This is a genomic window from Streptomyces sp. NPDC046727 (genome assembly GCF_040645635.1).
Lineage (GTDB): Bacteria > Actinomycetota > Actinomycetes > Streptomycetales > Streptomycetaceae > Streptomyces.
Map to the genome: position 1 here is coordinate 347,501 of NZ_JBEYYR010000003.1, position 26,270 is coordinate 373,770.

General features: G+C 71.9%; 24 protein-coding genes and 2 pseudogenes. 12 read left to right on the forward strand and 14 right to left on the reverse strand.

Annotated elements, in window-relative coordinates; genetic code table 11:
* Positions 1-227 precede the first annotated feature (227 nt).
* Positions 228-431 (reverse strand): hypothetical protein, encoded by a 204-nt coding sequence (locus ABZ937_RS05595; RefSeq protein WP_361685981.1) that lies wholly within the window; start codon positions 429-431, stop codon positions 228-230.
* Between the two features lie 30 nt (positions 432-461).
* The gene (locus ABZ937_RS05600; protein WP_361685983.1) at positions 462-1,541 is read right to left on the reverse strand and encodes a substrate-binding domain-containing protein; all 1,080 of its coding nucleotides are present in this window, start codon (positions 1,539-1,541) and stop codon (positions 462-464) included.
* Between the two features lie 356 nt (positions 1,542-1,897).
* On the opposite strand from ABZ937_RS05600, the gene ABZ937_RS05605 reads away from it, so the two are divergent.
* The 5 genes from ABZ937_RS05605 (at position 1,898) to ABZ937_RS05625 (ending at position 7,058) form a co-directional block, all read left to right on the forward strand.
* On the forward strand, positions 1,898-3,466 hold the full coding sequence (locus ABZ937_RS05605) for a carboxylesterase family protein (protein WP_361685985.1): 1,569 nt from the start codon (positions 1,898-1,900) through the stop codon (positions 3,464-3,466).
* Positions 3,467-3,715: 249 nt separating this feature from the next.
* Positions 3,716-4,006 (forward strand): lactococcin 972 family bacteriocin, encoded by a 291-nt coding sequence (locus tag ABZ937_RS05610; protein ID WP_361685987.1) that lies wholly within the window; start codon positions 3,716-3,718, stop codon positions 4,004-4,006.
* 142 nt (positions 4,007-4,148) lie between these two features.
* Complete coding sequence (locus ABZ937_RS05615; protein ID WP_361685989.1) at positions 4,149-6,239, forward strand: hypothetical protein; 2,091 nt, start codon at positions 4,149-4,151, stop codon at positions 6,237-6,239.
* A gap of 28 nt (positions 6,240-6,267) precedes the next feature.
* Positions 6,268-6,936 (forward strand): ABC transporter ATP-binding protein, encoded by a 669-nt coding sequence (locus ABZ937_RS05620; RefSeq protein WP_361685991.1) that lies wholly within the window; start codon positions 6,268-6,270, stop codon positions 6,934-6,936.
* Entirely contained in the window at positions 6,933-7,058 is a 126-nt protein-coding gene (locus ABZ937_RS05625) for a hypothetical protein (protein WP_361685993.1), read from the forward strand. Before ABZ937_RS05620 ends, ABZ937_RS05625 begins: the two co-directional genes overlap by 4 nt.
* A 93-nt stretch (positions 7,059-7,151) precedes the next feature.
* Here ABZ937_RS05625 and ABZ937_RS05630 read toward each other — a convergent pair.
* The 3 genes and pseudogenes from ABZ937_RS05630 to mmuM form a co-directional block, all read right to left on the reverse strand.
* A pseudogene (locus ABZ937_RS05630) lies at positions 7,152-7,346 on the reverse strand (LacI family transcriptional regulator); the annotation flags it as partial.
* On the reverse strand, positions 7,301-7,468 hold the full coding sequence (locus tag ABZ937_RS05635) for a hypothetical protein (RefSeq protein WP_361685995.1): 168 nt from the start codon (positions 7,466-7,468) through the stop codon (positions 7,301-7,303). The pseudogene ABZ937_RS05630 and the gene ABZ937_RS05635, both read right to left, overlap by 46 nt.
* A gap of 116 nt (positions 7,469-7,584) precedes the next feature.
* Entirely contained in the window at positions 7,585-8,508 is a 924-nt protein-coding gene (gene mmuM / locus ABZ937_RS05640; protein ID WP_361685997.1) for a homocysteine S-methyltransferase, read from the reverse strand.
* Positions 8,509-8,707: 199 nt separating this feature from the next.
* Here mmuM and ABZ937_RS05645 point away from each other — a divergent pair, with 199 nt between their 5' ends.
* A complete protein-coding gene (locus tag ABZ937_RS05645) occupies positions 8,708-9,787 on the forward strand; it encodes a glycoside hydrolase family 43 protein (protein WP_361685999.1) in 1,080 nt (359 codons plus the stop codon).
* A 1-nt stretch (position 9,788) separates the two neighbouring features.
* A complete protein-coding gene (locus tag ABZ937_RS05650; RefSeq protein WP_361686001.1) occupies positions 9,789-11,198 on the forward strand; it encodes an RICIN domain-containing protein in 1,410 nt (469 codons plus the stop codon).
* Positions 11,199-11,205: 7 nt separating this feature from the next.
* Here the strand turns inward: ABZ937_RS05650 and ABZ937_RS05655 are convergent, their stop codons facing one another.
* Complete coding sequence (locus tag ABZ937_RS05655) at positions 11,206-12,144, reverse strand: NADP-dependent oxidoreductase (protein WP_361686003.1); 939 nt, start codon at positions 12,142-12,144, stop codon at positions 11,206-11,208.
* Between the two features lie 94 nt (positions 12,145-12,238).
* On the opposite strand from ABZ937_RS05655, the gene ABZ937_RS05660 reads away from it, so the two are divergent.
* Positions 12,239-12,634: a helix-turn-helix domain-containing protein gene (locus ABZ937_RS05660; RefSeq protein ID WP_361686005.1), complete on the forward strand. Its 396-nt coding sequence runs from the start codon at positions 12,239-12,241 to the stop codon at positions 12,632-12,634.
* Between the two features lie 4 nt (positions 12,635-12,638).
* Here ABZ937_RS05660 and ABZ937_RS05665 read toward each other — a convergent pair whose 3' ends face one another.
* Complete coding sequence (locus tag ABZ937_RS05665; protein ID WP_361686007.1) at positions 12,639-14,312, reverse strand: rhamnogalacturonan lyase B N-terminal domain-containing protein; 1,674 nt, start codon at positions 14,310-14,312, stop codon at positions 12,639-12,641.
* 188 nt (positions 14,313-14,500) lie between these two features.
* Here ABZ937_RS05665 and ABZ937_RS05670 point away from each other — a divergent pair, with 188 nt between their 5' ends.
* The 4 genes from ABZ937_RS05670 to ABZ937_RS05685 all read left to right on the forward strand — a co-directional run bounded on the left by ABZ937_RS05670 (position 14,501) and on the right by ABZ937_RS05685 (position 18,606).
* Positions 14,501-15,541, forward strand: a complete 1,041-nt coding sequence (locus tag ABZ937_RS05670) for a rhamnogalacturonan acetylesterase (RefSeq protein WP_361686009.1) — start codon at positions 14,501-14,503, stop codon at positions 15,539-15,541.
* 68 nt (positions 15,542-15,609) lie between these two features.
* Positions 15,610-17,373, forward strand: a complete 1,764-nt coding sequence (locus tag ABZ937_RS05675) for a DUF2264 domain-containing protein (protein WP_361686130.1) — start codon at positions 15,610-15,612, stop codon at positions 17,371-17,373.
* Positions 17,370-17,738 (forward strand): VOC family protein, encoded by a 369-nt coding sequence (locus ABZ937_RS05680; RefSeq protein WP_361686011.1) that lies wholly within the window; start codon positions 17,370-17,372, stop codon positions 17,736-17,738. Before ABZ937_RS05675 ends, ABZ937_RS05680 begins: the two co-directional genes overlap by 4 nt.
* Before the next feature lie 58 nt (positions 17,739-17,796).
* Complete coding sequence (locus ABZ937_RS05685) at positions 17,797-18,606, forward strand: isocitrate lyase/phosphoenolpyruvate mutase family protein (protein WP_361686013.1); 810 nt, start codon at positions 17,797-17,799, stop codon at positions 18,604-18,606.
* On the opposite strand, the gene ABZ937_RS05690 is transcribed toward ABZ937_RS05685, so the two are convergent.
* From ABZ937_RS05690 to ABZ937_RS05720, 7 genes and pseudogenes are all read right to left on the reverse strand, one after another.
* A complete protein-coding gene (locus ABZ937_RS05690) occupies positions 18,540-19,256 on the reverse strand; it encodes an alpha/beta hydrolase (protein WP_361686014.1) in 717 nt (238 codons plus the stop codon). The genes ABZ937_RS05685 and ABZ937_RS05690 overlap by 67 nt on opposite strands.
* Positions 19,249-19,833 carry a WHG domain-containing protein gene (locus ABZ937_RS05695; RefSeq protein WP_361686016.1) on the reverse strand — a complete coding sequence of 195 codons (585 nt, stop codon included), beginning with the start codon at positions 19,831-19,833 and terminating at the stop codon, positions 19,249-19,251. Before ABZ937_RS05695 ends, ABZ937_RS05690 begins: the two co-directional genes overlap by 8 nt.
* A gap of 63 nt (positions 19,834-19,896) precedes the next feature.
* Positions 19,897-21,213, reverse strand: a complete 1,317-nt coding sequence (locus tag ABZ937_RS05700) for a jacalin-like lectin (RefSeq protein ID WP_361686132.1) — start codon at positions 21,211-21,213, stop codon at positions 19,897-19,899.
* A gap of 181 nt (positions 21,214-21,394) precedes the next feature.
* Positions 21,395-21,520, reverse strand: a pseudogene (locus ABZ937_RS05705) (MFS transporter); the annotation flags it as partial.
* 11 nt (positions 21,521-21,531) lie between these two features.
* Positions 21,532-24,411: a glycoside hydrolase family 2 TIM barrel-domain containing protein gene (locus tag ABZ937_RS05710; protein WP_361686018.1), complete on the reverse strand. Its 2,880-nt coding sequence runs from the start codon at positions 24,409-24,411 to the stop codon at positions 21,532-21,534.
* A gap of 12 nt (positions 24,412-24,423) precedes the next feature.
* Positions 24,424-25,290, reverse strand: coding sequence for a carbohydrate ABC transporter permease (locus ABZ937_RS05715; RefSeq protein WP_361686020.1), 867 nt, complete (start codon positions 25,288-25,290; stop codon positions 24,424-24,426).
* A complete protein-coding gene (locus ABZ937_RS05720) occupies positions 25,287-26,252 on the reverse strand; it encodes a sugar ABC transporter permease (RefSeq protein ID WP_361686022.1) in 966 nt (321 codons plus the stop codon). Before ABZ937_RS05720 ends, ABZ937_RS05715 begins: the two co-directional genes overlap by 4 nt.
* Positions 26,253-26,270: the final 18 nt, after the last annotated feature.

A 26,270-nucleotide genomic window follows, 5' to 3' on the forward strand; every position in this document is an offset into this window, starting at 1 on the left:
AGGGCAGGGTTCGGGCTCGTCGCCGTCGGGCGGGGCGGAGGGGACTTCCCCCGTCGGTGCCCCCGGTCGGGGCAAGGAGGGCTCCTCGCCGGCGGCCGGGACGGAGGGGAGTGCCCCTGTCGGTGCCCCCAGCCGGGTCGGGCAGGACTGAGCGGTCATCGGAGAGGGCGGCGGCCGGGCACCCCGTGCGGGTGGTGCCCGGCCGCCGCCCTCTCGCCCCCTGGGGCTCAGTCCTCCGTGAGGTCGGGGCGGCCGTTCTCGTCGACCTCGACGTCCTCCTTCGGGTCGTGCTCGTCGGCCGGCCCGGCGACCGTGGCGCGCTGCTGTCCGGGAGCGAGGGTGTGGCAGGCGGCGTGTGCCGTGCCGTAGGCGGTGACCAGGGCGACTGCGGCCACGGTGAGGGCCCCGGCGATGCGCGTGGTGTGCTTCATGCCCGGCGAACGAACCTCACCGGGGCGGAGTCACCGTTCCGCCTCCGAACGAGCCGCCGACGTCACGCAGTTGGCCGGTGGGGCCGTGCTCGCTCGACGTACCAGCCGGGTCGACAGCTCGGTGCGGGTGCCCTCGGGGCGGTCGCCGTGCATCATCCGGACCAGCAGCCGGAGTGCCGTCGCCGCCATCTCCGCGAGCGGCTGGCGGACGGTGGTCAGCGCCGGGGCGACCCAGCGCGCCTCGGGCAGGTCGTCGAAGCCGACCACGCTCATGTCGTCCGGCACCCGCAACTCCCGTTCGGCCAGGGCCGCGTACACACCGAGCGCCAGCCGGTCCGAGCACACGAACACCGCCGTGGGCGGCTCGGGCAGGTCCAGCAGTTCGTGCATGCGCAGCCGGGCGGTGGTCTCGTCGAAGCCCGCGTGCCGCACGTACTCGGCGCGGTGCCGTACGCCCGCCGAGGCGAGCGCCGAGCGGTAGCCGGCCACCCGGGCGCCACCGGCCGGCGTGCACCGGTGCCCGGCGATCACCGCGATCCGCTCGTGGCCGAGCCCCAGCAGATGCTCGGTCGCGCTGACCCCGCCCTGCCAGTCGGCCGCGCCGACCGACACCACCCCGGCCGGCGGCTCGTGCGCGGGGTCGATGAGCACGTACGGGATGCGGTGGTGGTTCAGCCAGGCGTTTTGCGACGCGGACAGCTCCGCCACGTCGAACAGCACCCCCGAGGAGCCGCGTGTGGTCAGCTTGTCCAGCCAGCCGTGCTCCGGCCGGGCGCCGCGGGTCCGGTTCGGCCCGGCCGAGACCACCACCTCCAGGCCCGCCTCGTACGCCGCCGCCTCCACCCCGTGCAGCACCGCACCCGACCGGGAACTCTCCAGCGAGTGCAGCACCAGGTCCACCAGACGCGGCGCCTTGGCCGAGTCGAAGCGGGGCCGGCGCACATAGCCGAGCCGGTCGAGCGCCTCGGTCACCCGGCGGCGGGTCTCCGGTGCCACGTCCTCGCGGCCGTTGACCACCTTGGACGCGGTCGGCACGGACACGCCCGCCTCGCGGGCCACCACCGCCAGCGTCGGCCCGGCGGCCACGCTCGCACTCCCCGCACGGACCATGGGGAACCACCTCTCCGACCCGCCCGTGGGTCATCGAAAGTTGCGACCAACGCTGCCTCCGCGGCCTGCGCACCAGCCGCACAGAAAGCGCTTCCTACGATAGATGCGCCTCAACACGGCGGGAAGACGGAGGAATTCCCGGGATGGCACCGACCGGGAGTTTCGAAACCGCCGAACAGGGCGGGTCAGGCAAGGAGAGCGAGCGCGTGGCCGCTTGTGGCCGGAGTACGCCGAACGGCCCAGCGCCCGGCCCTCGCACCGGAATACCCCGGCGCCCTGTGGTGCTCTGATGGGAACGGTGCACCGCGCCGCCGTGCGGGTGCCGGTGCGGAAGCGCGGCGAAGGGCTGGTGGGCGATGACGGCAGACCGGACGGGTCCCGTGGTCAGCACGCCCCACGGCGCCGTACGCGGCCGGTACGAGCGGGGGATCGCGGTCTTCCGGGGCATCCCCTACGCCGCCCCGCCCTTCGGCCCCCTGCGGTTCCGCCCGCCCGAGCCGCCCGAGCCCTGGGACGGGGTGCGCGACGCCGGCGCCTTCGGGCCGACCGCGCCGAAACCGCCGTACTCCGAGGCGTTCGCCCAGTACCTGTCCGACCCCGTCATCCCCGGCGACGACTGCCTCAACCTCAATGTATGGACCCCCGAGCCGGGGCCCGGCGCGCGGCTCCCGGTGCTGGTCTGGCTGCACGGCGGCGCTCTGACCAGGGGCTCCTCGGCCGTGCCGGTGTACGACGGCAGCTCCTTCGCACGTGACGGAGTCGTCTGCGTCTCGGTCAACTACCGGCTGGGCGTGGAGGGCTATGGCCTGTTCCCGGACGCGCCCCCGAACCCCGGTCTGCGTGACCAGCTCGCCGCCCTGCGCTGGGTGTGCGACACGATCGAGGACTTCGGCGGGGACCCCGGCCGGATCACCCTGTGCGGCCAGTCGGCGGGCGCCATCAGCGCCGGCGTCCTGCTCGCCGCGCCGCAGACGCAGGGCCTGATCCGGCGTGCGGTGCTGCAGAGCGGCCCGCCGGAGGTGTCCCAGCGCGAGAAGGTACGGCGGATGGTCCGCCGGATGGCCGCCCGGCTCAAGGTCCCCGCCACCGCCGAGGCGTTCGCCGCCGTCGACCGCGACCTGCTGCTGCGCACCCAGGGCGAGGTCGGCCGGCTCAGCAGCCCGGTGCTGGGCGGGCCCGCGTTCGGCATCGTCGTGGACGGCGACCTGGTGCCCCGCGACCCGCTGAAGGCGCTGACCGAGGGCGCCGCCGCCCGGGACGTCGAGCTGCTCATGGGCTGGACCTCGGACGAGTACCGGCTGTGGCTGGTGCCCGGCGGGCTGCTGGAGCGCGTCGACCGGCTGGGCGCCGTCGCCCTGGCCGGGGCCATGGCCCGCTGCCACGCCGGCCATGAGGTGCCGCGCGGCTACCGCGCCCTGCACCCCGACGCCGGAGCCGCCGAGATCGTCGGCCAGATGGTCACCGACCACCTGCTGCGGGTGCCGCTGCACCGGCTCGCCGACGCCCGCCCCGGCACCTCGTACCTGTACGAGTTCGCGTGGCCGTCCCGCCTCCCCGACCTCGGCGCCTGCCACGCCCTGGAACTGGGCTTCGTCTTCGCCACCGGGGACGCCCCCGAGTCGAAGAAGCTGGCCGGCGAGAGCGCCCCGCAGGAGCTGTGCGACGCGATGCACAGCGCGTGGGTGCGGTTCGCGACGACCGGGGATCCCGGGTGGCCGGCATGGGACGGCTCGCATCCGGTGCGGATCTTCGGCGAGGGCGAACCGCATACCGCACACGGTCCGCGGGACGGGGCGATCGACCTGTGGTCGACTGCCCGCACCCTCTCGGAGCCCGGCGCCGCCTCCGGGGTCCGGGCGCCGGGAGCCGAGCTGGCGGCGGCGGTACGGCGTCTGCGGCGCTCGACGGTGGCCCGGCGCCGCTGAAGGCTCCCGCCCCGACGTACACATCTCACGCCGGGCGGCCGGCGCTCACCGCTTGTCACGATCTGTCAGATGTGTGGGCTGGTGGCGTGTGCAAGTACCTTTTGAGCCTCAAGTCCGTTCCATGGCTGAAAACTTGACATGCTTTTACGATCTTGAAAGAGTCTGGCCCGATCAAGATCGAGATCAAGCCAAACAAGGCCTAAATCAAGCCAAAGGCGAGATCATGTCATGGAGAGAAGGAAGATCCCTGTGAAGACCAAGCGCAGCCTGAAGGTCGCGATAGTCGCCGGTGCCCTCGTCATCGCCGGTGCCACTCCGGCGCTGGCGACGATCTCCTACCCCGCGGAGGGTGGCACCTGGGACCACGGCGCCGGCACCTCGTACGTGTGGTCGGACTACTACCTGTCGAGCCGCTGCCACGGCTCGACCTCCGTCGGTAAGTACATCGACACCGACGAGGCGAGCGCCGGCAACTGGACCATCACCCAGGCCGACGCTGCGCTGTACGGCAACAAGGCGTACTACAGCACCAGCTGCTGACGCATAGGGGCCGGTGAGCCCCTGTCCCTCGTGGCGAGGTGAGCGCCTCCGCCCGCGGGGAGAATGCCATGTCTCCCCGCGGGCGGTCCACTTCCCGCCTGTTCTGCCCTCCCGGAGCTGCGCTCCCCGATCTGGGTCGTCGATGCTGCACCGAAGTATCAAGTTCGTTCACGCCGCCGTACTGGCGTTCTCCGCAGTGCTCTCCTTCCTGTTCCTCCGAGACCTCGACGGACGCTGGGTCATGGGGCACACGGCCGTCGTCTGGGTGACGGACACCAAGGGAACGACCACCGGGACGCACGTCACCCGTGTCATGACCGAGTTCGCCCAGTCCCACAGGGCGACGGTCGCGCGCGAGGCCCCCGATCTCAAGGAGCCGTACAGCCGGCGGCACCTCTACCTGGCCCCCGGCGGACCCCATTCCGACTGGCTGCGCGACGGCTACCCCGCCTTCGACCGCGACTACCGCACCGATGTGCACCCCGTCGCCGAGCTCGGCAACCGCGACCCACGTGGCTACTACTACGTGTTCGGCTCGGACCGGGACGTGGACGAGCTGGTCCGGACGTTCACCGACCTCGGGTTCGAGGCAACGGCCTACCACCCCTACTCGTTCGGACAGCTGACCCCGGCCTACTCCGACAGCGCTCTGCTCCGCTCCTTCTTCGTCGTCACCCTCGCCGTCGTGACGATGACGGGCGCCGGCGTCATGCTCAGCGCCAAGGGATACGGAGTGCAGCGCCTCCAGGGCAAGTCGTTCGGGCAGATACTGCTGCGGGACCTGCGGCAACTGGCCACCTTCTGGGCGGCGGCCTTCGGCGGGGTGACCGCCCTGGTCCTGCTGCTGCTCGGCCTCTACAACGGACTGGCCTGGATCGGCGTCTTCGCCCTCGTCGCCCTGGGCATCGCCGCCGTCCTCGGTCTCGTCTCTCTCGCCGTGCACGCGATCACGCTCCAGCTGACCTCCCAGACCGGACTGTTGCGCGCGCTGAAGGGCGAACTCCCCGCCCGGACCGCCGCGATGAGCACCTATCTGGTACGGATCCCCGCGCTCCTGCTGGCGGTGAGCATCGCCGGCAACGTCGTCCTGGCCGGACAGAACATCGCGAGCCGGGAAACCAGCATCGAGACGTACCGGAAGATCGGCGACACGACCGCGATCGCCCTCAACGGCAGCACGGCGAGCGAGGGCGCCTTCGAAGTCCTGGACGAGAAGGTGGGCGGCTGGCTCCGCAAGGCCGACGGGGATGGGCAGATCATCGTCGCCGGACACCGGAGGTTCCGGCATCTGGGCGACCTGGCCGGCTTTCCGGACCGCGATCTGCTGATCGTCAACGAGTCCTATCTCGCCGCACAGTCCGTGCGCGACGCCGAGGGGCGGCGCATCCCCCCGACCACGGCCCACGGCACCCAGGTGAGGCTGCTGGTCCCCGCGGACCTGGCCCGGTACACCGACCGTCTGGCCGCCTCGGTGCCGGAACTGCTGAACCCGAGCCACCCGGAGTCGATTCCCGCCGAGCGGGTGACGGCTCTCCAGGCCCAGGACGGCCAGCGACTCTTCACCTACAACCCCCGGGGCCGGCTTCAGGCCATGACCAACCCGGACGCGGACGAGTCCTTCGTCACCGACCCGGTGATCATCGTCTTCCCCGACGGCTCGCCCTCCCTGAGCAACCGGGGCTACGTCGCCTACGCCTCCCAGCAGAGCCTCGTCTTCAAGAACCCGGACGACGTGACGGACGGGATCGCCGAGCACCATCTGCAGACCTACGTCACCGGGATGAGTCCGGTCGGACAGAACGCGGCCCTCAAGCTCCGCGATCTCGTCGCCGACTTCCGGCTCCAGTTGTTCAACCTGGCCGTGGCGGTGGTGGTCCTGCTCATCACCGGAGTCGGGGTCTGCATCGTCCACTCCCGGAAGAACGCCCAGGCCATCTTCGCCCGGTACATCAGCGGCTGGCGGTTCACGGCCACGCACCGTGCGCTCCTGGGCGTCGAGGGGCTGCTGGCCGTCCTCCTCGCCGTATGGGTGCCCTTCCAGGTGTGGTGGCAGAACCAGGAGCTGGAGGAATACCGGAGAACCGGCCTCAAACCGCCTGCCGAGCCCGTCCACATCACCGGCCTCGACCTCGGCGCCAACGCCGTACTCGTCGCCGTCGAGATCGTGGCGGTGCTCGCGGCCCTGGCCTTCTTCCACCGTCGGATCGTCAAGGAAGGGGCGGCAGAGTCGTGACCCCCCACCGTCCCATCGGAGCCACCTCGTGATCGAGATAGAGAACCTGCGCAAGTCCTACGGCCCGCGTACCCTCTGGTCCGGCCTCGATTTCACCGTCCGGCGAGGCCAGTTGCTGGCGCTGGTCGGGCCGAGCGGCTCCGGCAAGTCGACGCTGCTCAACTGCCTCGGCCTTCTCGACACCCCGAGCTCCGGCGCGATCCGCCACGAGGGGCGGGACATCACGGAATTCGGCCCGCGCGCCGCCCGGCACTACCGGCGCGACGTCCTCGGCTACCTCTTCCAGAACTACGCCCTGATCGAGAACGCGAGCGTCGCGGCCAACCTGGAAGTCGCCATGAAGCCACGGCGGAAGAGGGCGAACGCTCCGACCGCCGCCGACGCGCTGGAGCGCGTCGGGCTGGCCGGCCGGGAGAAGGAGCAGGTGCACCGGCTCAGCGGTGGCGAACAGCAGCGCGTCGCCCTGGCCCGCCTCATCGTCAAGCAACCCGCCCTCGTCCTCGCCGACGAGCCCACCGGCGCGCTCGACCACGACAACACCACCCTGGTCGTCGACATCCTGCGCACGATGAGCGAGGACGGCTGCGCCGTCGTCATCGCCACCCACAACGACGCGGTCCGCGACCGCTGTGACGCCGTTCTGACCGTCGGAAACATGACCCAACCGGAACCCGTGAAAGGAAAGCAGCTCGCATGAAGATCCGTCTCACCTGGGCCGCTCCGCTCGCCGTTGTCGCTCTCGCCGCCATTGCGGTCTTCTCCGTGTACGGCACACACGCCTTCACCATCCTCGGGCGGATCGGGGCGAGGATCTTCTGAGCGTCCCGCTCGGTCGCCGGCAGGGCGCCTCACGCGGCCCTGGCTCCTCGTAGGGGCGTGCACCGTGGGCAGCGCCGGACGCGGGTCGCGCGCGACCGGCATGGCGTCGTACCCGGCCGGCGACACGTCACCCGGCACGTCCGGACCGGCCTGGTGCGGCGCGGCCGGCGCGCCCGCCGCGCCCCTGTCGGTGGCGGCCACCACGGCCGTGAACTCCAGCCGCCGCTCCAGCGCCTGCCGCGTCAGCCGGTACCCGGAGTCACGGGTGAAGTCGCCGTGCAGCAGCACCGGGCCGGGCCGATGCCGCGGGCGCGATGGGCGCCGAGGCAGCCGCGCACCCGGCCCTGGGCCGTGATCTGGTCCGGCCTGCCGCCGAGGAGCAGCACCCGCCGGTGGCCCGGGGTGAGCACACGGGCCACCAGGGCGGGGGCGCCGCCCTCGTTGTCGTACCGGATGACCTGGCCCTTCCTGGTCAGCCAACCCCTTCCCGCTCACGGGACCAGCGGCAGCAAAGGCGGCAACCGGATCAGGCCGCCAGCGCCCGCGCGATCGCCCCGATCGCCTCCGGCCCCACCCGGCAGCACCCCCCGATCAGCCGGGCACCCGCGTCCCGCCAGGCCTTCACCTGCTCGGTGCTGAACGTGGTGTCCCCCTTCCAGGCCCGGGCCCGTGCGTCCCAGCCCTCGCCGCTGTTGGGGTAGACCACGACCGGCTTGCCGGTGACCCGGGCCGCGATCTCGACGGCAGGCTCGACGTCCGTCGGCGCACAGCAGTTCACGCCGACCGCGACCACCTCGTCCGCGTCGGCGGCGAGAGCGAACGCCTCCTCCAGGGGCTGGCCGGCCCGGGTCCGTCGGCCGTCGACGCTGTACGACAGCCAGGCCGGCACCCCCAGCCCGCGCACCGCCCGCAGCAGCGCGGTGGCCTCGTCGGTGTCCGGGACGGTCTCCAGGGCCAGGACGTCCGGCGCGGCGGCGGCCAGCACCTCGATCCGGGGCCGGTGGAACGACTCCAGCTCGGCCACGCTCAGCCCGTACCGGCCCCGGTACTCGGAGCCGTCCGCGAGCATCGCCCCGTACGGCCCGACCGACGCGGCCACCCACAGCGGCCGGGCGCTGCCCTCGTCCGCCGCCTGCCGGGCCGCCGTGCGGGCGAGCTCCACGCTGAGCGCGAGCAGCCGCGCGGCCTCCTCGTGGTCGATGCCGCGCTTCGCGAAGCCCTCGAAGGTGGCCTGGTAGCTCGCCGTGATCGCCACGCTCGCGCCCGCGCGGAAGTAGGCGAGGTGGGCCTCGGTGATCGCCTCGGGCCGCTCGGCGAGCAGCCGCGCTGACCACAGCTCGTCGCTCAGATCGTGCCCGGCCGACTCCAGCTGGTTGGACATGCCGCCGTCGAGCACGACCGTCCCGGCGGCGAGGGCGTCGGCGAGGCTGGGGGAGGTGTCGCTGGTCATGTCCTGACGCTAGTCGAAGCGGAACGCTCGCGTTCCGGGTGTCCGGCAGGTGAGGAGGGAAAGGGCTTTCCCCTCGGGTGTCCCTCCTCTCGCGTGACCCATTGACCCTCTTGTGGCCCACCCTTACCTTTTCGGCGTTCGGAATTGCAGATGGCGTTCGAAATGACGAATGCCTGTCCCTCGTCGAGAGGCAGTCCGTATGAGCCGCGAACACGACCTGCCCGAAGCGCCCAGCCGCAGAGTGGTGCTCAAGGGTGCCGCGCTCGCCGCCGGCGCCCTGGCCGTCACCCCCGCCACGGCCCAGGCCGCCCCCCTCACCCCGAAGGCGACCCCCTACGTGAACCCCCTGGTCCTCCAGCGCGCCGACCCGCACATCACCCGCCACACCGACGGGTTCTACTACTTCACGGCGACCGCCCCCGAGTACGACCGCATCGTCCTGCGCCGCGCCCGCACCCTGAACGGCCTCGCCACGGCCGCCGAGTCGGTGATCTGGCGGGCGCATGCGACCGGTCCGATGGGCGCCCACATCTGGGCGCCCGAGCTGCACCGGATCGGCGGCAAGTGGTACATCTACTTCGCCTCCGCCCCGGCCGAGGACGTGTGGGCGATCCGCATCTGGGTGCTGGAGAACGCCAACCCCGATCCGTTCCAGGGAACTTGGGTGGAGCGCGGGCAGATCAGGACCGCCTGGGAGACCTTCTCGCTGGACGCCACCACCTTCAAGCACCGCGGCACCCGCTACCTGGTCTGGGCCCAGCACGAGCCCGGCATGGACAACAACACCGCGCTGTGGATATCGAGGATGGCCAGTCCCTGGACCCTCACCGGCCCCCAAGTCAGGCTGTCCACCCCCGAGTTCGACTGGGAGTGCGTCGGCTACAAGGTCAACGAGGGCCCGTACGTCCTCCAGCGCCACGGCCGCGTCTTCCTCACCTACTCGGCCAGCGCCACCGACCACCACTACTGCATGGGCCTGCTCACCGCCGACGCCGACAGCGACCTCATGAACGCGGCAAGCTGGTCCAAGTCCCGGACCCCGGTCTTCACCAGCAACGACACCACGAAGCAGTACGGTCCCGGCCACAGCTGCTTCACCGTCGCCGAGGACGGCCGTACCGACGTCCTCGTCTACCACGCCCGCCAGTACAAGGAGATCACCGGAGACCCGCTGTACGACCCCAACCGGCACACCCGGATCCAGAAGCTCGGCTGGAAGCCCGACGGCACCCCCGACTTCGGCGTCCCGGTCGCCGACACCGTGAAGGAGAGTGCGTGAGATGAGACGCGTGTACGCGATCCTGCTGGCCCTGTGCTGTGCCCTCGCCGCCGCCCTGGCGACGGCCGGCCCCGCCCAGGCGGCACCGCGGACGATAGCCAACGGCACTCAGTTCACGGACACTTCGGGAAATCCCGTGCACGCCCACGGCGGCGGGGTCATCAAAGTCGGCTCCTACTACTACTGGTTCGGCGAGGACCGCAACAGCGACAACACCTTCCGGTCCGTGGACGCCTACCGCTCCACCGACCTGACGAACTGGGAGTTCCGCGCCCGCGTCCTCACCCAGTCGTCCGCCGCCGAACTGGGCACCGCCTACATCGAACGCCCCAAGGTCATCTACAACGCGGCCACGGGGAAGTTCGTGATGTGGATGCACAAGGAGAACGGCACCGACTACAGCCAGGCGCGTGCCGCCGTCGCCGTCTCCGACACGGTCGACGGCACCTACACCTACCGGGGCAGCTTCCGCCCGCTCGGCCAGTACATGTCCCGGGACATCACCACGTACGTCGACACCGACGGCACCGCCTACATGGTCTCCGCCGCCAACGAGAACCACGACCTGCACATCTACCGGCTCACCGCCGACTACACGGGCATCGACAGCCTCATCGCCAACCCCTGGCCCGGCGGCCACCGCGAGGCCCCCGCACTGTTCAAGCGGGGCGGCGCCTACTTCATGCTCACCTCGGGCGCCACCGGCTGGAACCCCAACCAGCAGCAGTACGCCACCGCCACCTCCCTCGCCGGCCCCTGGACCTCCTGGAGCGACGTCGGCGACTCCACGGCCTACGGTTCCCAGACCGCGTACGTCCTTCCCGTGCAGGGCGGTTCGGGCACCTCGTACCTGTACCTGGGCGACCGCTGGGGCAACTCCTTCGGTGGCACGGTCGACGACTCCCGGTACGTCTGGCTGCCGCTGACCTTCCCGACCTCCACCTCGATGAGCATGTCCTGGTCCCCGGAGGTCACCGTCGACACCACAGCCGGGACGGTCACCGGCACGAGTGCCGCCTACAACACACTGATCGCGCGGCACAGCGCCAAGTGCGCCGACATGCCGAGCCAGTCGCTGTGGCAGGGCGTCGCCGTCAGCCAGTACACGTGCAACGGCGGCGCCAACCAGAAATGGTGGTTCAAGGACCTCGGCAACGGCTACGCCGCGCTGGTGGGCCGGGGCAGCTCCCTGTGCCTTCAGGAGAACCCGACCGGCGTCACCCAGGAGAACTGCACCGGCGCCACCGGCCAGCAGTGGTCGGTCGCCGCGTCCGGTTCCTATGTGACCCTCAAGGCCCGGGCGACCGGCGAGTGCCTGGACGTGTCCGGCGCGTCCACCGCCGACTCCGCCGCGATCATCACCTACACCTGCAACGGAGGCACCAACCAGCAGTGGACACGAGGCGGCTGACCGCCGGTCACGGCACCAGGACGATCTTGCCGGTGGTGCGCCGCTCCTCGATGGTGCGATGGGCCGCGGCGGCCTCGGCCAGCGGACGGGTGTGCTGGACCGAGACCCGCAGCCGGCCCGCCTCGATGCGCTCGGTGATCCGCTCCAGCAGCTCACCGGAGGGCTCGGCCGTGACCCATGTGTAGCGCAGGCCACGGGCGGCGGCCCGCGCCTCGTCCGTTCCCGGGTCGATCGACGCGCCGATGAGCAGGCCGCCCGGCCGGAGCACGTCCAGCGACCGCGGCCCGTAGTCACCGCCGACCAGGTCCAGGACCACGTCCACCGGAGCCACGGCGGTCCGGAAGTCGGTCGTGGTGTGGTCGATCAGTTCGTCGGCGCCCAGCCCGCGCAGGAGGTCATGGTTGGCCGCCCGCGCGGTGCCGGTGACATGCGCGCCGAACTCCTTGGCCAGCTGCACCGCCACATGACCGACGCCGCCCGCCGCCGCATGGATCAGGACCCGGTCGCCGGACCGGACCCGGGCCAGCACGGCCAGCGCCTGCCAGGCCGTGACCGCGACCAGCGGCACGGCGCCCGCGTGGGCCAGGTCGAGGTTCCGGGGCGCGAGGGCCAGCGCCTCGGCCGGGGCGGCGGTGAACTCGGCGTACGCGCCGTGCCGGCCGACGGCCAGCATGCCGTACACCCGGTCGCCCGGCACGAACCGTGTCACGCCCGCCCCGACCCGCTCCACGACACCCGCCACGTCGTTGCCCGGCGTCCACGGCAGGGGGACCAGCTCCGGTACCCGGCCGGACCGGAGCACCGTGTCGCCCGGGTTGACCCCGGCACCGGCGACCCGCAGCAGCACCTCTCCGGGGCCCGGCTCCGGCACCTCGGTCTCGGTGTACGTGAGCATCTCAGGACCGCCGAACGCGGACTGGACAATGGCGTGCATACGGGCGGACATCGGGACTCCTCGTCGATGGATCGCGGTGCGTTCCATGGTCGGTCCGGGCGATGGCCGCACGGAAGAAGGCACTTGTCTGATATCGAGTCTCCTCATGGATACCGGCTTCGACCTGAGAGAACACGGCGGCGTGGAGATCTTCCTGCGCGACTGCCCCACCCGTGCCGTCCTGGAGCTGATCGCCGGCAAGTGGACCATGCTGGTGCTGGTGGCACTCGAGGACGGCCGGCCCATGCGGTTCGCCGAACTGCGCCGCCGGCTGGACGGCGTGACGCCGAAGGTCCTGACGCAGACCCTGCGCGCGCTGGAGCGCGAGGGCCTGCTGGTCCGCACGGTGCATCCGACCGTGCCCCCGTGCGTGGAGTACCGGCTGACCGGCATGGGGCAGGAGGTCGGCGGGCTGGTGCAGGGCATCACCGACTGGTCGCGGGCGAACCTCGCCGCCATCCAGGCCGCACGGAAGGAGTTCGACGAGCGCGCCGTCGGCTGAGGGGTCAGGCCAGCAGGTCGATCGCGTCGATCGACGTGCCCGCGCTGAGATAGGACGTCGTTCCCGAGCCGCTGACCACGTAGATCTTCAGCTGGTTGTACTGACTGGTGTCCGTGAGCCAGGCGCCGGCCGGAACGCTGTAGGTGAAGGTGTGGTTGTTGCCACGGTACGAGCCGACGGTCAGCGACCGGGTGCTCGGCTGGGCGGGCGGCGAGGGGATCGACGACGTCCAGCCGTTCACGGCGATCTGCGGCCGGCCGTTGGCGTAGGCCGTGGTCACGCCGATCCGCAGGGTGTGCGCGGCGGCGGCCTGCGCGGCGGTCAGCTTGAAGTAGACGATGATCCCGCTGTTGACGTCCTTCCAGAGGTAGCACGGGAAGGCGGCCGTCTCGCCGCTGCCGATCACGACGTTGCCGGTCCAGGAGGCGGCCCGGACGTCGGAGGGGTGCGCGTACGTCATCAGGCCGGCGTTCTTGAAACCGCTCGGCGTGCCGTTCCAGTCGCCGATCCGCCAGATCACGCTCGCGTTGCTGGGGTCGTTGGTGGACGGGACGGTGATCGTGTTGAGGGTGGTCGTGCCGCCGGCGGACACGGTCACCGACGTGGTGTACACGGCCAGCTCGCCCTTGTGGACGGTCAGCGTGTACGTCCCCGGCAGCACACCGCCGATCGAGAACCAGCCGTCCGAGGAGCGCGCCGAACCCCAGTACTGCGCCGCCGAGTTGGCGAGCCCGACGGTGTACGGGTACGCGGTGTCGCGTCCGGCGATGCCGACACCGGCGACCCGACCACGGCCGCTCGCGCCGACGTACCCGGAGATGCCGAGGGAGTCCGCCCACGAGGTGGTGAGCGTGCCCGGGAACAGCGACGACGAGGGCGCCCCGCCGTCGGTGAACGCGATGACGTACGGACCCTGGAGGCCGTACCGCTCGGGCTCGGTCTGGTTCTCGCCGTAGTACAGGATCTCGTACAGCCCGCCGCCGTCGGCGCTCTGGTGGCGCAGCAGCGAGCGGTAGAAGGGGCCGCCGGAGGCCTTCTCGTGGTTGCTGCGCACCATCCACAGGCCGACGCCGCCGGTGGACCAGCCGACGTAGTCGTAGTCCATGACCCGCAGCTTCGAGTAGTGCTTGGAGCGGGTCTGGCCGTCGGACTTGGCGAACACGTCCGAGGCCTCGACGGTGCTGGTGGTGTAGGTGTAGGAGTCCGGTTCGTCGTTGAGGAACAGGCCCGCCCTGACGCGCAGGATGTAGCGGGTCGCGCTGACCGAGGAGTCGGCCTTGTTCGTCCACAGGTAGACGTTGTTCTCGCCGCTGCGGGCCGCGTAGTAGTGGCGCAGCGTGCCGTACGCGACGGAGATCAGGATCGTCGAACCGGACTGCTTGACGCTGACCGACGAGCTTCCGAGGCCGGACTCGATGTGCGAGTTCTTGCCGCCGTAGCCCTGGTACTCGGTGCCCCTGTAGACCAGTGAGGTCAGGTCGCCGTTGGTCTTGCTGACCTTGAAGACCAGGTTCGCGCCGGTGTCTACGACGTAGTGCGAGCCGTCGTCGCTCCAGCCGAAACCGGCCGCCGCAGCGGGGCGGGCGAGGGGGCCGGCGAGGGCGGCCGAGGCGGTCGCAGCCGCGGAGCCGAGGACCACGGTGCGGCGTCGGACCATCCTGCTCCCGGATCCGGACATGGGGTGCCTCCTTGGGAAGCCGTGGGGGTGCGGGTGTTGGCAGGGTGGCAGGCGAAGCGTGTCGGCGAAAGGCCTTTCGCATCTTCCAAGTTGGCAATTCCACGAAATCGCGCATGACCCTAGAAAGCGCTTGCCCGAACGGGTACGGTCTCGGGTCGGCCGAGGTACGACCGATGGAGGAGCCGCGCATGAGACGTGTCACAGCCGCCCCGCTGGTGGCGGCCGCCCTGGGCGCCGTACTGACGGCGACCCCCGCCCAGGCCCACGGCGGCCGGCCGCTCGGCATCGAGAACTGCACTGCGAGCGCCTGCCACTTCGACGTCCCGCCGGGCACCTACGACGTGACGGTCCGGCTCGGCGGCGCGGCGGCGTCCAGCACGCGCGTCACCGGGGAGACCCGGCGCTCGCTCCTCCCGGAGACGGCCGTCCCGGCCGGCGAGCAGGTCACCCGCAGCTTCACCGTCGACGTCCGCACCCCCGAGGGCGAACCGACCGGACCCGACGGGACTCCCGGCCTGGACCTGGCGCTGGACGGCTCCGCGCCCGCCCTCGCCGGCATCCGGGTCACCCCCGCGCGGCACCCCCGCCGGATCATCCTCATCGGCGACTCCACGGTCTGCGACCAGCCCGCCGACCCCTACTCCGGCTGGGGCCAGCAGCTCCCGCAGTACCTGCGCAAGGGCCTCGCCGTCGCCAACCACGCCGACTCCGGCGAGAGCACGGTCACCTATCTGCAGAACGCCCGGCTGTGGGGCACCGTCCAGCCGCTGATCCGGCCCGGCGACCTGGTCCTCGTCCAGCTCGCCCACAACGACAAGACCACCGACGAGGCCACCTACCGCGCCAACCTGGAGACACTCGTGGCCGGCGTGCGGGAGAAGGGCGGCGAGCCGGTGCTCGTCACGCCGATCGTGCGCCGCTGGTTCAACGCCGACGGCACCCTGAACAACACCACCGCCCTGCTGGTCAACGGGCTCGGCGTCGACCACCCCGCCGTCATCCGCTCCGTCGCCGCCGCCGGGCACGTCCCGCTGATCGACCTCACCGCCCGGACCAAGGCGCTGGTGGAGTCCCTCGGTGTGGAGGGCTCGAAGGCGGTGTACCTGTACAACGAGAAGCGCGACAACACGCACACCTCCGTGCACGGCGCCACCCTCTACGCCGGGCTGGTCCGCGACGAACTGCTCGCCCTGCATCTGGTGCCCGAGGGCAAGGTACGGGTGGGATGAACTCCCGGGGCGCCCCGACCGGAACCGGGGCGTCCCGGGTTCTGCCAGGAAGGACAGCCACCGCCGTGATCGAACTGCCCGCCGACGACCGCGCGTCGAGCCCGTACACCGGCTACACCCGCGCCCACTGGGAGGCCGCCGCCGACGCCCTGCTCGCGGCCGTCGAGCCGTACGCCACCCCCGACCGCGCCCTCTACCACCTGCCCGGCGACCATGTGAGCCACTCGGGCCGGCTCTCCGACGGCCTCGAAGGGTACGCCCGCACACTGCTGCTGGCCGCCTTCCGGCGGGACGAGACCGCGCTCGGCCGGTACGCCGAGGGGCTCGCGGCCGGGCCCGGCGGGGTCTGGCCGCGGATCACCGACCACAGCCAGCCGCTGGTCGAGGCCGCCTCGATCGCGCTCGCCCTGCGGCTCACCCGGCCGCTGCTGTGGGACCGCCTGGACGACGCCGTACGGCAGCGCACCGCCGCCTGGCTGGCGGACGCGCTCACCGCCGAACCCTGGCCGTGCAACTGGGAACTGTTCCCGGTCACCGTCGGCGGCTTCCTCGCCGAGATCGGCCACCGCGAGGAGACGGCACGCAAGGCGATCGACCGCGGCCTCGCGCGGGTCGAGGGCTGGTACCTCGGCGACGGCTGGTACACGGACGGCGACGGCCGGAAGTTCGACTACTACAACGGCTGGGCCATGCACCTGTACACGGTCCTGCACGCCTGGCTCGCGGACGACACCGACCTGCTCGCCGTCTACGGCCGGCGGCTGTCGCGCCACCTCGGCGACTACGCCCGTCTCTTCGGCGCCGACGGCGCGCCCCTGCACCAGGGCCGCTCCCTCACGTACCGCTTCGCGACGGCGGCACCGCTCTGGCTCGGCGCCCTGACCGGGCACACCCCGCTGCCGGCGGGCGAGACGCGGCGGCTGGCCTCCGGCGCGCTGCGGTACTTCCTCGACGGCGGCGCCGTGGACGAGCGGGGCCTGCTGCCGCTCGGCTGGCTGGGCGCCGACACCTCGCTCGTGCAGAACTACTCCGGCCCGGCCTCCCCGTACTGGGCGAGCAAGGGCTTCCTCGGCCTGCTGCTGCCGCCCGGGCACGAGGTGTGGACGGCACGGGAGGAACCGGCCCCGGCCGACCGCGCCGACGCGGCACACCCCGTGCCCGTCCCCAACTGGCTTCTCCAGACGACGCGTTCGGACGGCCTGGTCCGGCTGCACAACCACGGCAGCGAGGACGTCCGCTACGACCCCTACTACACCCGCCTCGGCTACTCGACCGCCACCGCGCCCGTGCCGTCGTACGACAACAGCGTGATCGTGGACGGAGACCCGGGCCGTACGGAGATCGAGCCGCTCGGCACGGGCGAGGGGTGGATCGCCTCCCGGCACACCGTGCGCGAGGGGATCACCGTCACCAGTCTGGTGGCCGTCCGGGGCGCCGTGGAGGTGCGGGCCCATCTGGTGGCGGGCGCGGCCCCCGGGACGCCGGTGCGGGTGACGGGCTGGCCGGCCGGGCAGGGCGTACGGGCCGAACTCGCCCCGGTCACCGGCCTGTCGGCGGAGCTGACCGGGGTGACCGGGGACGGCGGGCCCACGCTCTTCGTGGCGCTCGCCCGGCTCACCGGGGAGCCGGACCCCCTGCCCCTCACCGAGCTGGTGTCGGTGGCGGTGCGGGAGGCCGACGGCGCCGACCCGGGCTACGAGGTGCGCGTGACGTGGGCGGCGGGCCCGGTGGCCGGCTTCCGGTTCACGGCTTCGGACGGGCGATCCGCAGGGCCGTCAGGGCTGCCGCGTGTTGCTCCCGTCGCCGACGGTCCAGCAGAATCCCGCACATGACGTCCATGATCCGGCACGTGACCATCGACAGCGCCGACGCCCACGCCCTGGCCACCTTCTGGTCCAAGGTGCTGGAGCAACCCCTGGGCGAGGACGACCACCCGGGTGACGAGGAGGCCCTGATCGAGGGGGCGGGGCTGCTCTTCGTCACCGTGCCCGAGGCCAAGACCGCCAAGAACCGGGTCCACCTCGACCTCCAGCCCCAGGACCGCGGCCGCGACGAGGAGGTCGAGCGGCTGCTCGCCCTCGGCGCCGCCCTGGTGGACGACCGGCGCAACTCCGACGGCACCGGCTGGGTGGTCCTCGCCGATCCCGAGGGCAACGAGTTCTGCGTGGAGCGCAGCGCGGCCGAGCGGGCGCGGTAGCCAGGTCGCGCCCCATGGTTCGACGGGCGCCGAAACGATCCGGGTCCAGCATGGCCGTATGACCGCAGAGCCCGCCGTGACCTCCTTCGCCGCACTCCATCACCGCCCCGGCGAGCCGCTGCTGCTGCCCAACGCCTGGGACCATGCCTCGGCCGCCGCTCTCGCCGCCCGGGGTTTCCCGGCGATCGCGACGACGAGCCTGGCCGTGGCGGCGGCCCTCGGCCTGCCCGACGGGGAGGCGGCGACCCGCGAGGACACCGTGCGCCTCGCGCTGACCCTCGGCTCCGGGCCGTACCTGCTCTCGATCGACGCCGAGGACGGCTTCAGCGACGATCCGGACGAAGTCGCCGCACTGGCCCGGCAGTTGTGGGCCGTCGGGGCCGTCGGCGTCAACCTGGAGGACGGCCTGGGCCCGGCCGGCCGGCACGCGGCGAAGATCGCGGCCGTGAAGGCGGCCGTACCGGAGCTGTTCGTCAACGCCCGTACGGACACGTACTGGTCGGGCGACGGTGACGAGCGGGACACCCTGCGCCGGCTCGACGCCTACCAGGAGGCGGGCGCCGACGGGGTGTTCGTGCCGGGCCTGACCGACCCGGAGCGCATCGCGGCCCTCGTCCGGCGCACCGCCGCCCCGCTCAACGTCCTCTACTCGCCGACCGGACCCACGCTCGCCCGTCTCGCCGGCCTCGGTGTGCGTCGCGTCAGCCTCGGCTCGCTGCTGTACCGGCGGGCGCTCGGCGCGGCCCTGGACGCGGTGGCCGACATCGCGGCCGGCCGTGCCCCGGGCGGTACGACCCCCTCCTACGCGGACGTCCGCGCGCTCGAACGCAGCGTCTCGGTGAGCCGGTCCGCGAACTCCACCGGGTGATCCAGTGTGCCGAGATGCCCGCCCGGGAACACGGCGCGGGCACTGCCCAGCCGTTCCGCGAGGGCCTCGGCCGTGCGGTCCAGGAGCAGGCCGCGCGAGTCGGCGCCGACGGCGATCGTCAGCCGGCCCGGGGGCGGGGTGACGGCGGGGACGTAGCTGCTGAACGGGCGCAGGACACGGGCCAGGAAGACGCCCGTCGGGGTCGCCGATTCGCCCTCCGCGGGCGGCCGTCCGGGGCCGTCGAGCTGCTCGATCAGCTCAGCCCGCAGCGCCTCCCCGTCCGGCAGGACCGTCACGCACGGCGGCTCGTGCGCGACCACGTGCGCCAGCCGCCCGGGGTGGCGGGCCAGCAGGTCCAGGGTCGCGATGCCCCCGGAGCTGGTGCCGAACACATACGCTGCCTCGCCCGCCGGCAGCACCGCCTCCAGCACCCGCCGCGCCCCCTCGCTCCAGTCCGCCGGCCGCTGCTCGGGGACCGGTCGGCCGAGTCGGCCGTGCGCGAGGCCCAGCGGGTCGTACGTCACCACGGTGAACCGCGTCGCGAGCCGCTCGGTCAGCGGGTCGAGGCCCATCGGGTGCCCGGCCCCGCCCGGCACGAGCAGCAGCACGGGACCGCTGCCCGTGACGTCGTGGTGCGGCAGGTCAGTCATCGCTGTTCTTCTCCCGGGGCCAGTGTGCGAGGGCGAGGTGCAGGGCGTCGACCGCCTTGTCCCAGGAGGCCCCTACGTCGCGGTCCGCGCCGAAGCCGCCCGCGCCCTCCAGGACGCAGTAGCCGTGGAAGGTGCTGCGCAGCAGGCGTACCGCGTCCGTCAGATCGGGTTCCTCCAGGCCGTACGCGCGCAGCATGCCGTAGGTGATCTCCGCGGTGCGGCGCAGTGCGGGGGAGTCGGCGATCAGGGACTGGTCGATGCGGATCTGGGTGGCCGCGTAGCGGCCCGGGTGCTCCAGGGCGTAGGCGCGGTAGGCGCCGGCGAACGCGGCCAGCGCCTCCTTGCCCGCCCGTCCGGCCACGGCCGCGGCGATCCGGTCGATCAGCTCGCCGCCCGCGTGCAGCGCGAGCCGGGTGCGCAGGTCCTGGAGACCGCGGACGTGCGAGTACAGGCTCGCGTCCTTGACGCCGAAGCGGCGGGCCAGCGCGGAGACGCTGACCTGGTCGAAACCGACCTCGTCGGCCAGCTCCGCGGCGGCTGCCACCAGCCGTTCGACGGTGATTCCCACCCGGGCCACACGCCCACCTCCTAGGATTCCTAGGGGCAATCCTAGGGCATCTAGGAAGGTGGGCGTGCGGGGTCAGCCGATCGGCGCGTACAGCACGCCCAGCTTGTCGATCTCGTCGCCGGAGCGGCCGGTGAAGCCGACGATCTGCCGGCCCGCCGGGGCCGTGAAGGTGGCGGTGTCGGTGGTCGGCGTGCCCGCGGACAGCGTGCGGCCCCGGTCGGTGGTGAAGGCGGCCGAGAAGATCCGGGTACGGCCGTCCTTCTGGCCCTCGGTGAGCTTCACCGAGGTGAGGTGCTCCCCGGCGGCGAGGGTGAGCGAGGCGGCCGTACCGCCCGTGCCGCCGTGGCCGAGGACCGTGCCGCCGTCGTGGACGAGGGACACGCCGTCCAGGCGGGCGCCGCCGCGCAGGGTGAGGGTGCGCGGGGCGGGCGCGGCCGGCAGGTCGTCGGCGTCGTTGAAGGCCGTGCCGTGCGGGCCGCCGAAGAAGTCGCTCGCCCGGAGCTTCGGGTTGAGCGTGTACGAGAAGTCGACGGTGTGCGGGAAGTGGTCGGAGAGGTTGCCGCCGGCCGCGTCCAGGAACTTCGCCCACTCGTCGTGGTAGCGGGTCGCGGTCAGGGAGACCAGGGTGCTGCCGCGGTAGAGGACCTTGTCGACCACCTCGCAGTCGTCGGGCGGCGCGGACGCCGGGCACAGCAGCGGATCGGCGCCCTGCGCGGGGGCCGTACCGCCCTTGGCCAGCCGCACCCAGGCGTCGGTCAGGCCGTTGTCGCCGGCGAGGGTGCGGATGTTGTCGCCGGCGCGGGTGTACCGGGTGTTGGTGTCGCCCATCACGATCACCGCGTTGCCCGCCGAGTTGGCCCGGATGAAGGCCGACAGCTGCGCGATGTTGGCGCGCCGGGCGGCGAGGGCGTCGTCGGTGTCGTCGGCGTTGGGGTGCAGGTTGTACAGGTCGACGTAGACGCCCTCGGCGAGCCGTACCCGGGCCAGGGTGAAGCCCTTGGGGGTGAGGCAGTTGGTGCCGGTGCAGTCGTGCCACTTCACCCGCTCGAAGTCCTCGAACGGGAAGGCCGACAGCGTATTGAGTCCGTCTCCGAAGGCCGCGCCGCCGCTGGTCGCCGTGCGGTAGGGGTGGTGGTCGCCGGCGTAGAGCGCCGCGTGGTAGTTGAAGTCCTCCTGGACGTTGACGATGTCGTAGCCCGCCAGCCGCGGTGAGATCAGCGGGGTGTTGGTGGCCGGATGGCTGGAGCTGAGGCCCTCGGGCAGCCCGGCCACGTTGTACGTCAAGACACTGAAGCTCCCTGAATCGGCGGCCTGTGCCGTACCGGCGGTGGCCGTGAGCCCGGTCGCGGCCAGCAGGCCGGCGGCGAGGGCGCCGAGGAGTCGTCCCATGGGTCGCATAGGGCCATGCTCACGTCAACAACGCCAGTTTTGAAGGGGGTTGGGAAAACGGTTGCATGAACAGCGGGGATTCACCGCCGCCGCCCCCGGCAGCGCCCGGTTGAGCCAGGGCAGCCCGGTCGCGAGCACCGGCGCGAAGACCGAGACCCGCCCCGGACGGGGACAGGCCCTACTCGGCGCGCAGGCCCGGTACCGCCGGGCCGTAGAGCGCCTGGAGCATGCCGATGAGGGCGAAACCCACGCACGACGCGACCGCGGCCGGCCGGGAGAAGAGCCGGCCGGCCGCGGTGGGCGTCAGGACCGTACCGGTCAACCGGTGCCCGCAGAGGTGGAGGTGGAGAAGACGAAGGAGAACTCGGCCGGCTCGGCCCGCAGGTGGTACTGGGGCAGCGGGCCCGGGCCGCAGGACTGGGAGCCGATGCCGTGCTGGCCGTGGTCCAGGTTGACCCACACAGTGTCACCGGGCACCAGGTCGGTGCGATGGGCCGCGGCGTCCAGCTGCTCGGTGGTCCAGCGCCGGGCGGTGAGGGAGAACACCGGGTCGCCCTCGATGCGCAGGCCGCCCAGCTCAGCCCAGCGGACGTCGGTCCGGGCGCCGTTCTCCTGCGGGCGGACGTACGGCGTCTGCAGCTCGTCCACGGTCGACTCCCAGCGGCCGATCGCCGCCGCCGCCCGGGTGTCCGGGTACGCCTCGCCGGGGCCACCGCCGTACCACCGCACCCGGTCGGCCGCGACGAGCCCGAAGCGGATGCCGAGGCGGGGCAGCGGGACGGTCCAGTCGCCGTCCGGGGCGGTCGACACCGTCAGCCGCAGCCGGTCTCCGTCCGACGTCCAGCGGTACACCGCCGACAGCCCCAGCTCCCGGGCGGCCGGCGCCACCCGCGTGCGGACCGTCAGCGCGTCCTCGCCGGCCTCGACCGCGTCCAGGCGGTGCCGCATCCGGTGCAGGCCGAGCGTGCGCCACACCAGCCCGTAGCGCAGATCGCTCTGCCAGGCGGCGCCGTCGTCGTTGTCGGTGGTGGCCCGCCACACGTCCAGGCGCAGCCCCGTGACGGGCACCTCGCCGATGCTCCGCAGCGCCCCGGTCCGGGCGTCGAAGACGGCCGGACCGAGCGTGATCGCCCCGTCGCCGGACGCAGGCCGGGCGGTCGCGGCGACGGACGGGGTCCGGCGCGCCGACACCGGGATCTGGCCCCAGGCGACGACGTGGTCCCGCGGCGCCCACGAGGTGCCGGAGGCGAGCCGTGCCCGGACGGTCCACCGGTCCTCGTCGGCGGGCGCCCCGGCCGGCACGGCGGGCAGCTTGACCTCGGCGGACTCGCCGGGCGCCAGCGCGGGCACCGACAGGGTGCCGGACTCCACCGGCTCGCCCTCGACCTCGTACGACCAGGAGAAGGCCAGCGCCGACAGGTCAGCGAAGTCGTACTTGTTGGTGATGCGGACCGTGCCGTCGGCGCCGTCGCCGGTGATGGCGACCGGCTCGATCACCTTCTTGTACTCGACCAGGCCGGGGGAGGGCCGCCGGTCCGGGAAGAGCAGGCCGTCGCAGACGAAGTTGCCGTCGTGCAGCTCCTCGCCGAAGTCGCCGCCGTAGGCGAAACCCAGGTCGGGGCGGGCGATGCCGTGGTCGATCCACTCCCAGACGAAGCCGCCCTGGAGCCGGTCGTGCGCCTCGAAGAGCCGCTGGTAGTCGGCGAGTCCGCCAGGGCCGTTGCCCATGGCGTGCGCGTACTCGCAGAGGATGAAGGGGAGTTCGCGGCGCTTGTGGGTGCCGCCGTCCAACTCCTTGCCGATCTGCTCGACCTCGGCGTGGGAGGCGTACATCCGTGAGTACATGTCCGTGTCACGGCAGTTGAGGTCGCCCTCGTAGTGCACGAGCCGGGAGGTGTCGCGGCCGTGGATCCACTCGGCCATCGCGGTCAGGCCCCGTCCGGTGCCCGCCTCGTTGCCCAGCGACCAGATGACGACCGACGGGTGGTTCTTGTCCCGCTCGACCATGCGGGCCGCCCGGTCGAGCAGGGCCGGGGTCCAGCGGTCGTCGTCGACGGGGTTGTCCCGCCAGCCCTGCTCGGTGAAGCCGTGCGTCTCCAGGTCGCACTCGTCGATCACCCACAGGCCGTACTCGTCGCACAGGTCGAGGAAGGCGGGGTGCGGCGGGTAGTGGGAGGTGCGGACCGCGTTGATGTTGTGCCGCTTCATCAGCAGCACGTCCTCGCGCATGGTCGCGAGGTCGAGCGCCCGGCCCTTCTCCGGGTGCCACTCGTGCCGGTTGACGCCCTTGAAGAGCACCGGGCGGCCGTTCACCTTGATCAGGCCGTCCGAGAGTTCCACCGTACGGAAGCCGATGCGCAGCGGCACCCGCTCGCCCTCGGTGGCCAGCACGCCGTCGTACAGCCTCGGCGTCTCCGCCGACCACGGCTCGACCGGGACGGTCACCGGATCGCCGGTCGCGGTGTCGATGCCGAGGTCCGGGACGGTCACCCGGCCCTCCACGTCGGAGTCGACCCGCAGCGTGCCCTCACCCGTGGTGTGGTCGTAGGAGGCGTGCACGAAGAAGTCCAGGGCGCTGACCGCCGGGCGGTGCAGCAGGGTGACGTCCCGGAAGATGCCCGGCAGCCACCACTGGTCCTGGTCCTCCAGGTAGGAGCCCGCCGACCACTGGTGGACGCGGACGGCCAGGACGTTCCCGGTGGGCTTCAGCAGGTGTCCGACCGTGAACTCGTGGGGCAGCCGTGAGCCCTTGAACTCGCCCAGCTCGGTGCCGTTCAGCCAGATCCGGGCGCAGGACTCCACGCCGTCGAAGCGCAAGGCGGCACCGCCGTCGGCCGGCCAGTCCGCGGGCAGGTCGAAGGTGCGCAGATGGTCGCCGGTCGGGTTCTCGGTGGGCACGCGGGGCGGGTCGACCGGGAACGGGTAGAGGTGGTTGGTGTAGATGGGGGATCCGAAGGAACCGCTGCCCTGGAGCACCCAGTGACCGGGGACCGTGACCTCCGCCCAGTCTCCGGCGTCGTACCCCTCGGCCGCGAAGGAGTCGTCCTCGGCGTCGGCCGTCTCCGACAGTCTGAAGCGCCAGCTGCCGTTCAGGGAAAGGGACATGGCGTCCGAGGACGCGTACCAGGCGCGGGGTGGCAGCGCCCCGGAACCCGGCGAGACGTCCTCGACGTAGGCGGTGGTGGTACGGAAAGACATCGGTCTCCTAGCTCAGCCCTTGATGCCGGTCTGCGCGATCCCCTGCACCAGCCAGCGCTGGAGGAAGAGGAACACGAACAGCAGGGGCAGGATCGAGATGGCGGTCGCCATGAAGATCAGGTGGTAGTTGACGGTCTGGTTGGTCATGTACGACGACAGCGCGACCTGGACCGTCCAGGCGCTCGGGTCCTGGCCGATGACCAGCGGCCACAGGAAGGCGTTCCAGCCGTTGATGAAGGTGATCGTGGCGATGGCCGCGAAGAAGTTCAGCGAGTTCGGCACCACGACACGCCAGTACGCGCCCCAGTAGCCGAGCCCGTCCACGCGTGCCGCCTCCTCCAGCTCCTTCGGGAACCCGAGGAAGTACTGCCGGAACAGGAAGCAGGTGAAACCGCTGAAGAGCCCCGGGACGATGAGACCCCGGTAGCTGTCCACCCAGCCGAGGGACGACACCAGCACGAAGCTGGGCACGAAGGTGACGGCGGCCGGGACCATCAGGGTCACCAGGACGGCGTAGAAGATCTTGTTGGCGTGCCGGTAGGGGATGCGGGCGAGGGCGTAGCCGGCCAGCGAGCAGACGAACAGCGTGCCGACCGTGTGCAGGACGCCGACGACCAGCGAGTTCCACATCGACCGGCCGAAGTCGACCGTCGGGTCGTCGAACGGTTCGGTGATGTTGCCCCACTGGATGTGGGTGGGGAAGAACTTCCAGTTCTCGCCGGTGATCTCCGGGTCGGTGGACAGGGCGTTGCGGATCAGCAGGTAGAAGGGGACGAGGAAGAGGAGCGCGGCGACACTGGTGGCGATGTACAGGCCGGTCGAGCTCATCACCCCGCCGCGCCGGGCGCGCTTTCCGGTGTCGGGTGCGGTCGTGGTCACTTGGACTCCTCACCCCTCCCGAATCCCATGATCCGGCCCTGGAACAGGGTGACGACGCAGATCAGCACGGTCAGCACTACGGCGCCGGCGCTGCCCTTGCCGTAGTTCTGGTCCTGGCCGAGGGCGGTGTAGTACAGCTCGACCAGCGGGGGGCGGCCCCAGGTCGTCTTGGACAGCAGGTTGAAGAACTCGTCGAAGGCCTGGTAGGCGGCCACGAGCAGCAGCAGGACGACGGCCGTGGAGGTGGCCCGCAGCTGCGGCAGCGTGATGTACCGGAAGGTCTGCCAGCCGCGCTTGGCGCCGTCGATGGCGGCGGCCTCGTACAGCTCCTGCGGGATGTTCTGGAGCGCGGCCAGGAACAGGATCATGTAGAAGCCGGACTGCAGCCACAGGCGGGCGGTGACGATGACCAGCCAGTACCAGGGCGGGTCGGGGTTGGCCAGCCAGGCGACGTTGTCGACGCCGAACAGGCCGAGGACGGTGTTCGCCAGGCCGAAGCGCACGCCGTTGAAGAGGGACATCCTCCAGATCAGCGAGGCGGCGACATAGCTGCACGCGGTCGGCAGGAAGAACACCGACCGGTAGAACGCCCGTATGAAGCGCAGCCGGTTCACCAGCAGGGCGAGGCCCAGGGAGACCGCCCAGGTGGTGGGCACGATGAAGGCGGCGAAGACGGTGAAGGTGCCGAGCGAGCCCATGAAGTCGCTGTCGGAGAAGATCTCCCGGTAGTTGCCCAGGCCGACGAAGTCGCTGGGCGTGACCGTGAAGCGGGCCTCGAAGAAGCTGAGGTACAGGCTCCAGCCGATCGGGACGTAGACGAAGACGATGAGGCCGATCAGGAACGGGCTGGTGAAGAGCCAGAAGTTGAAGGTGCGGCTGCCGCGCAGTCCCCGCCGGGGCCGGGGCTCGGTGGCCTCGGCCGGGGCGGGGCTCGCGACACCGCGCGTGGTGGTCGTCGACATGGTGTGATCCGTCCGGCG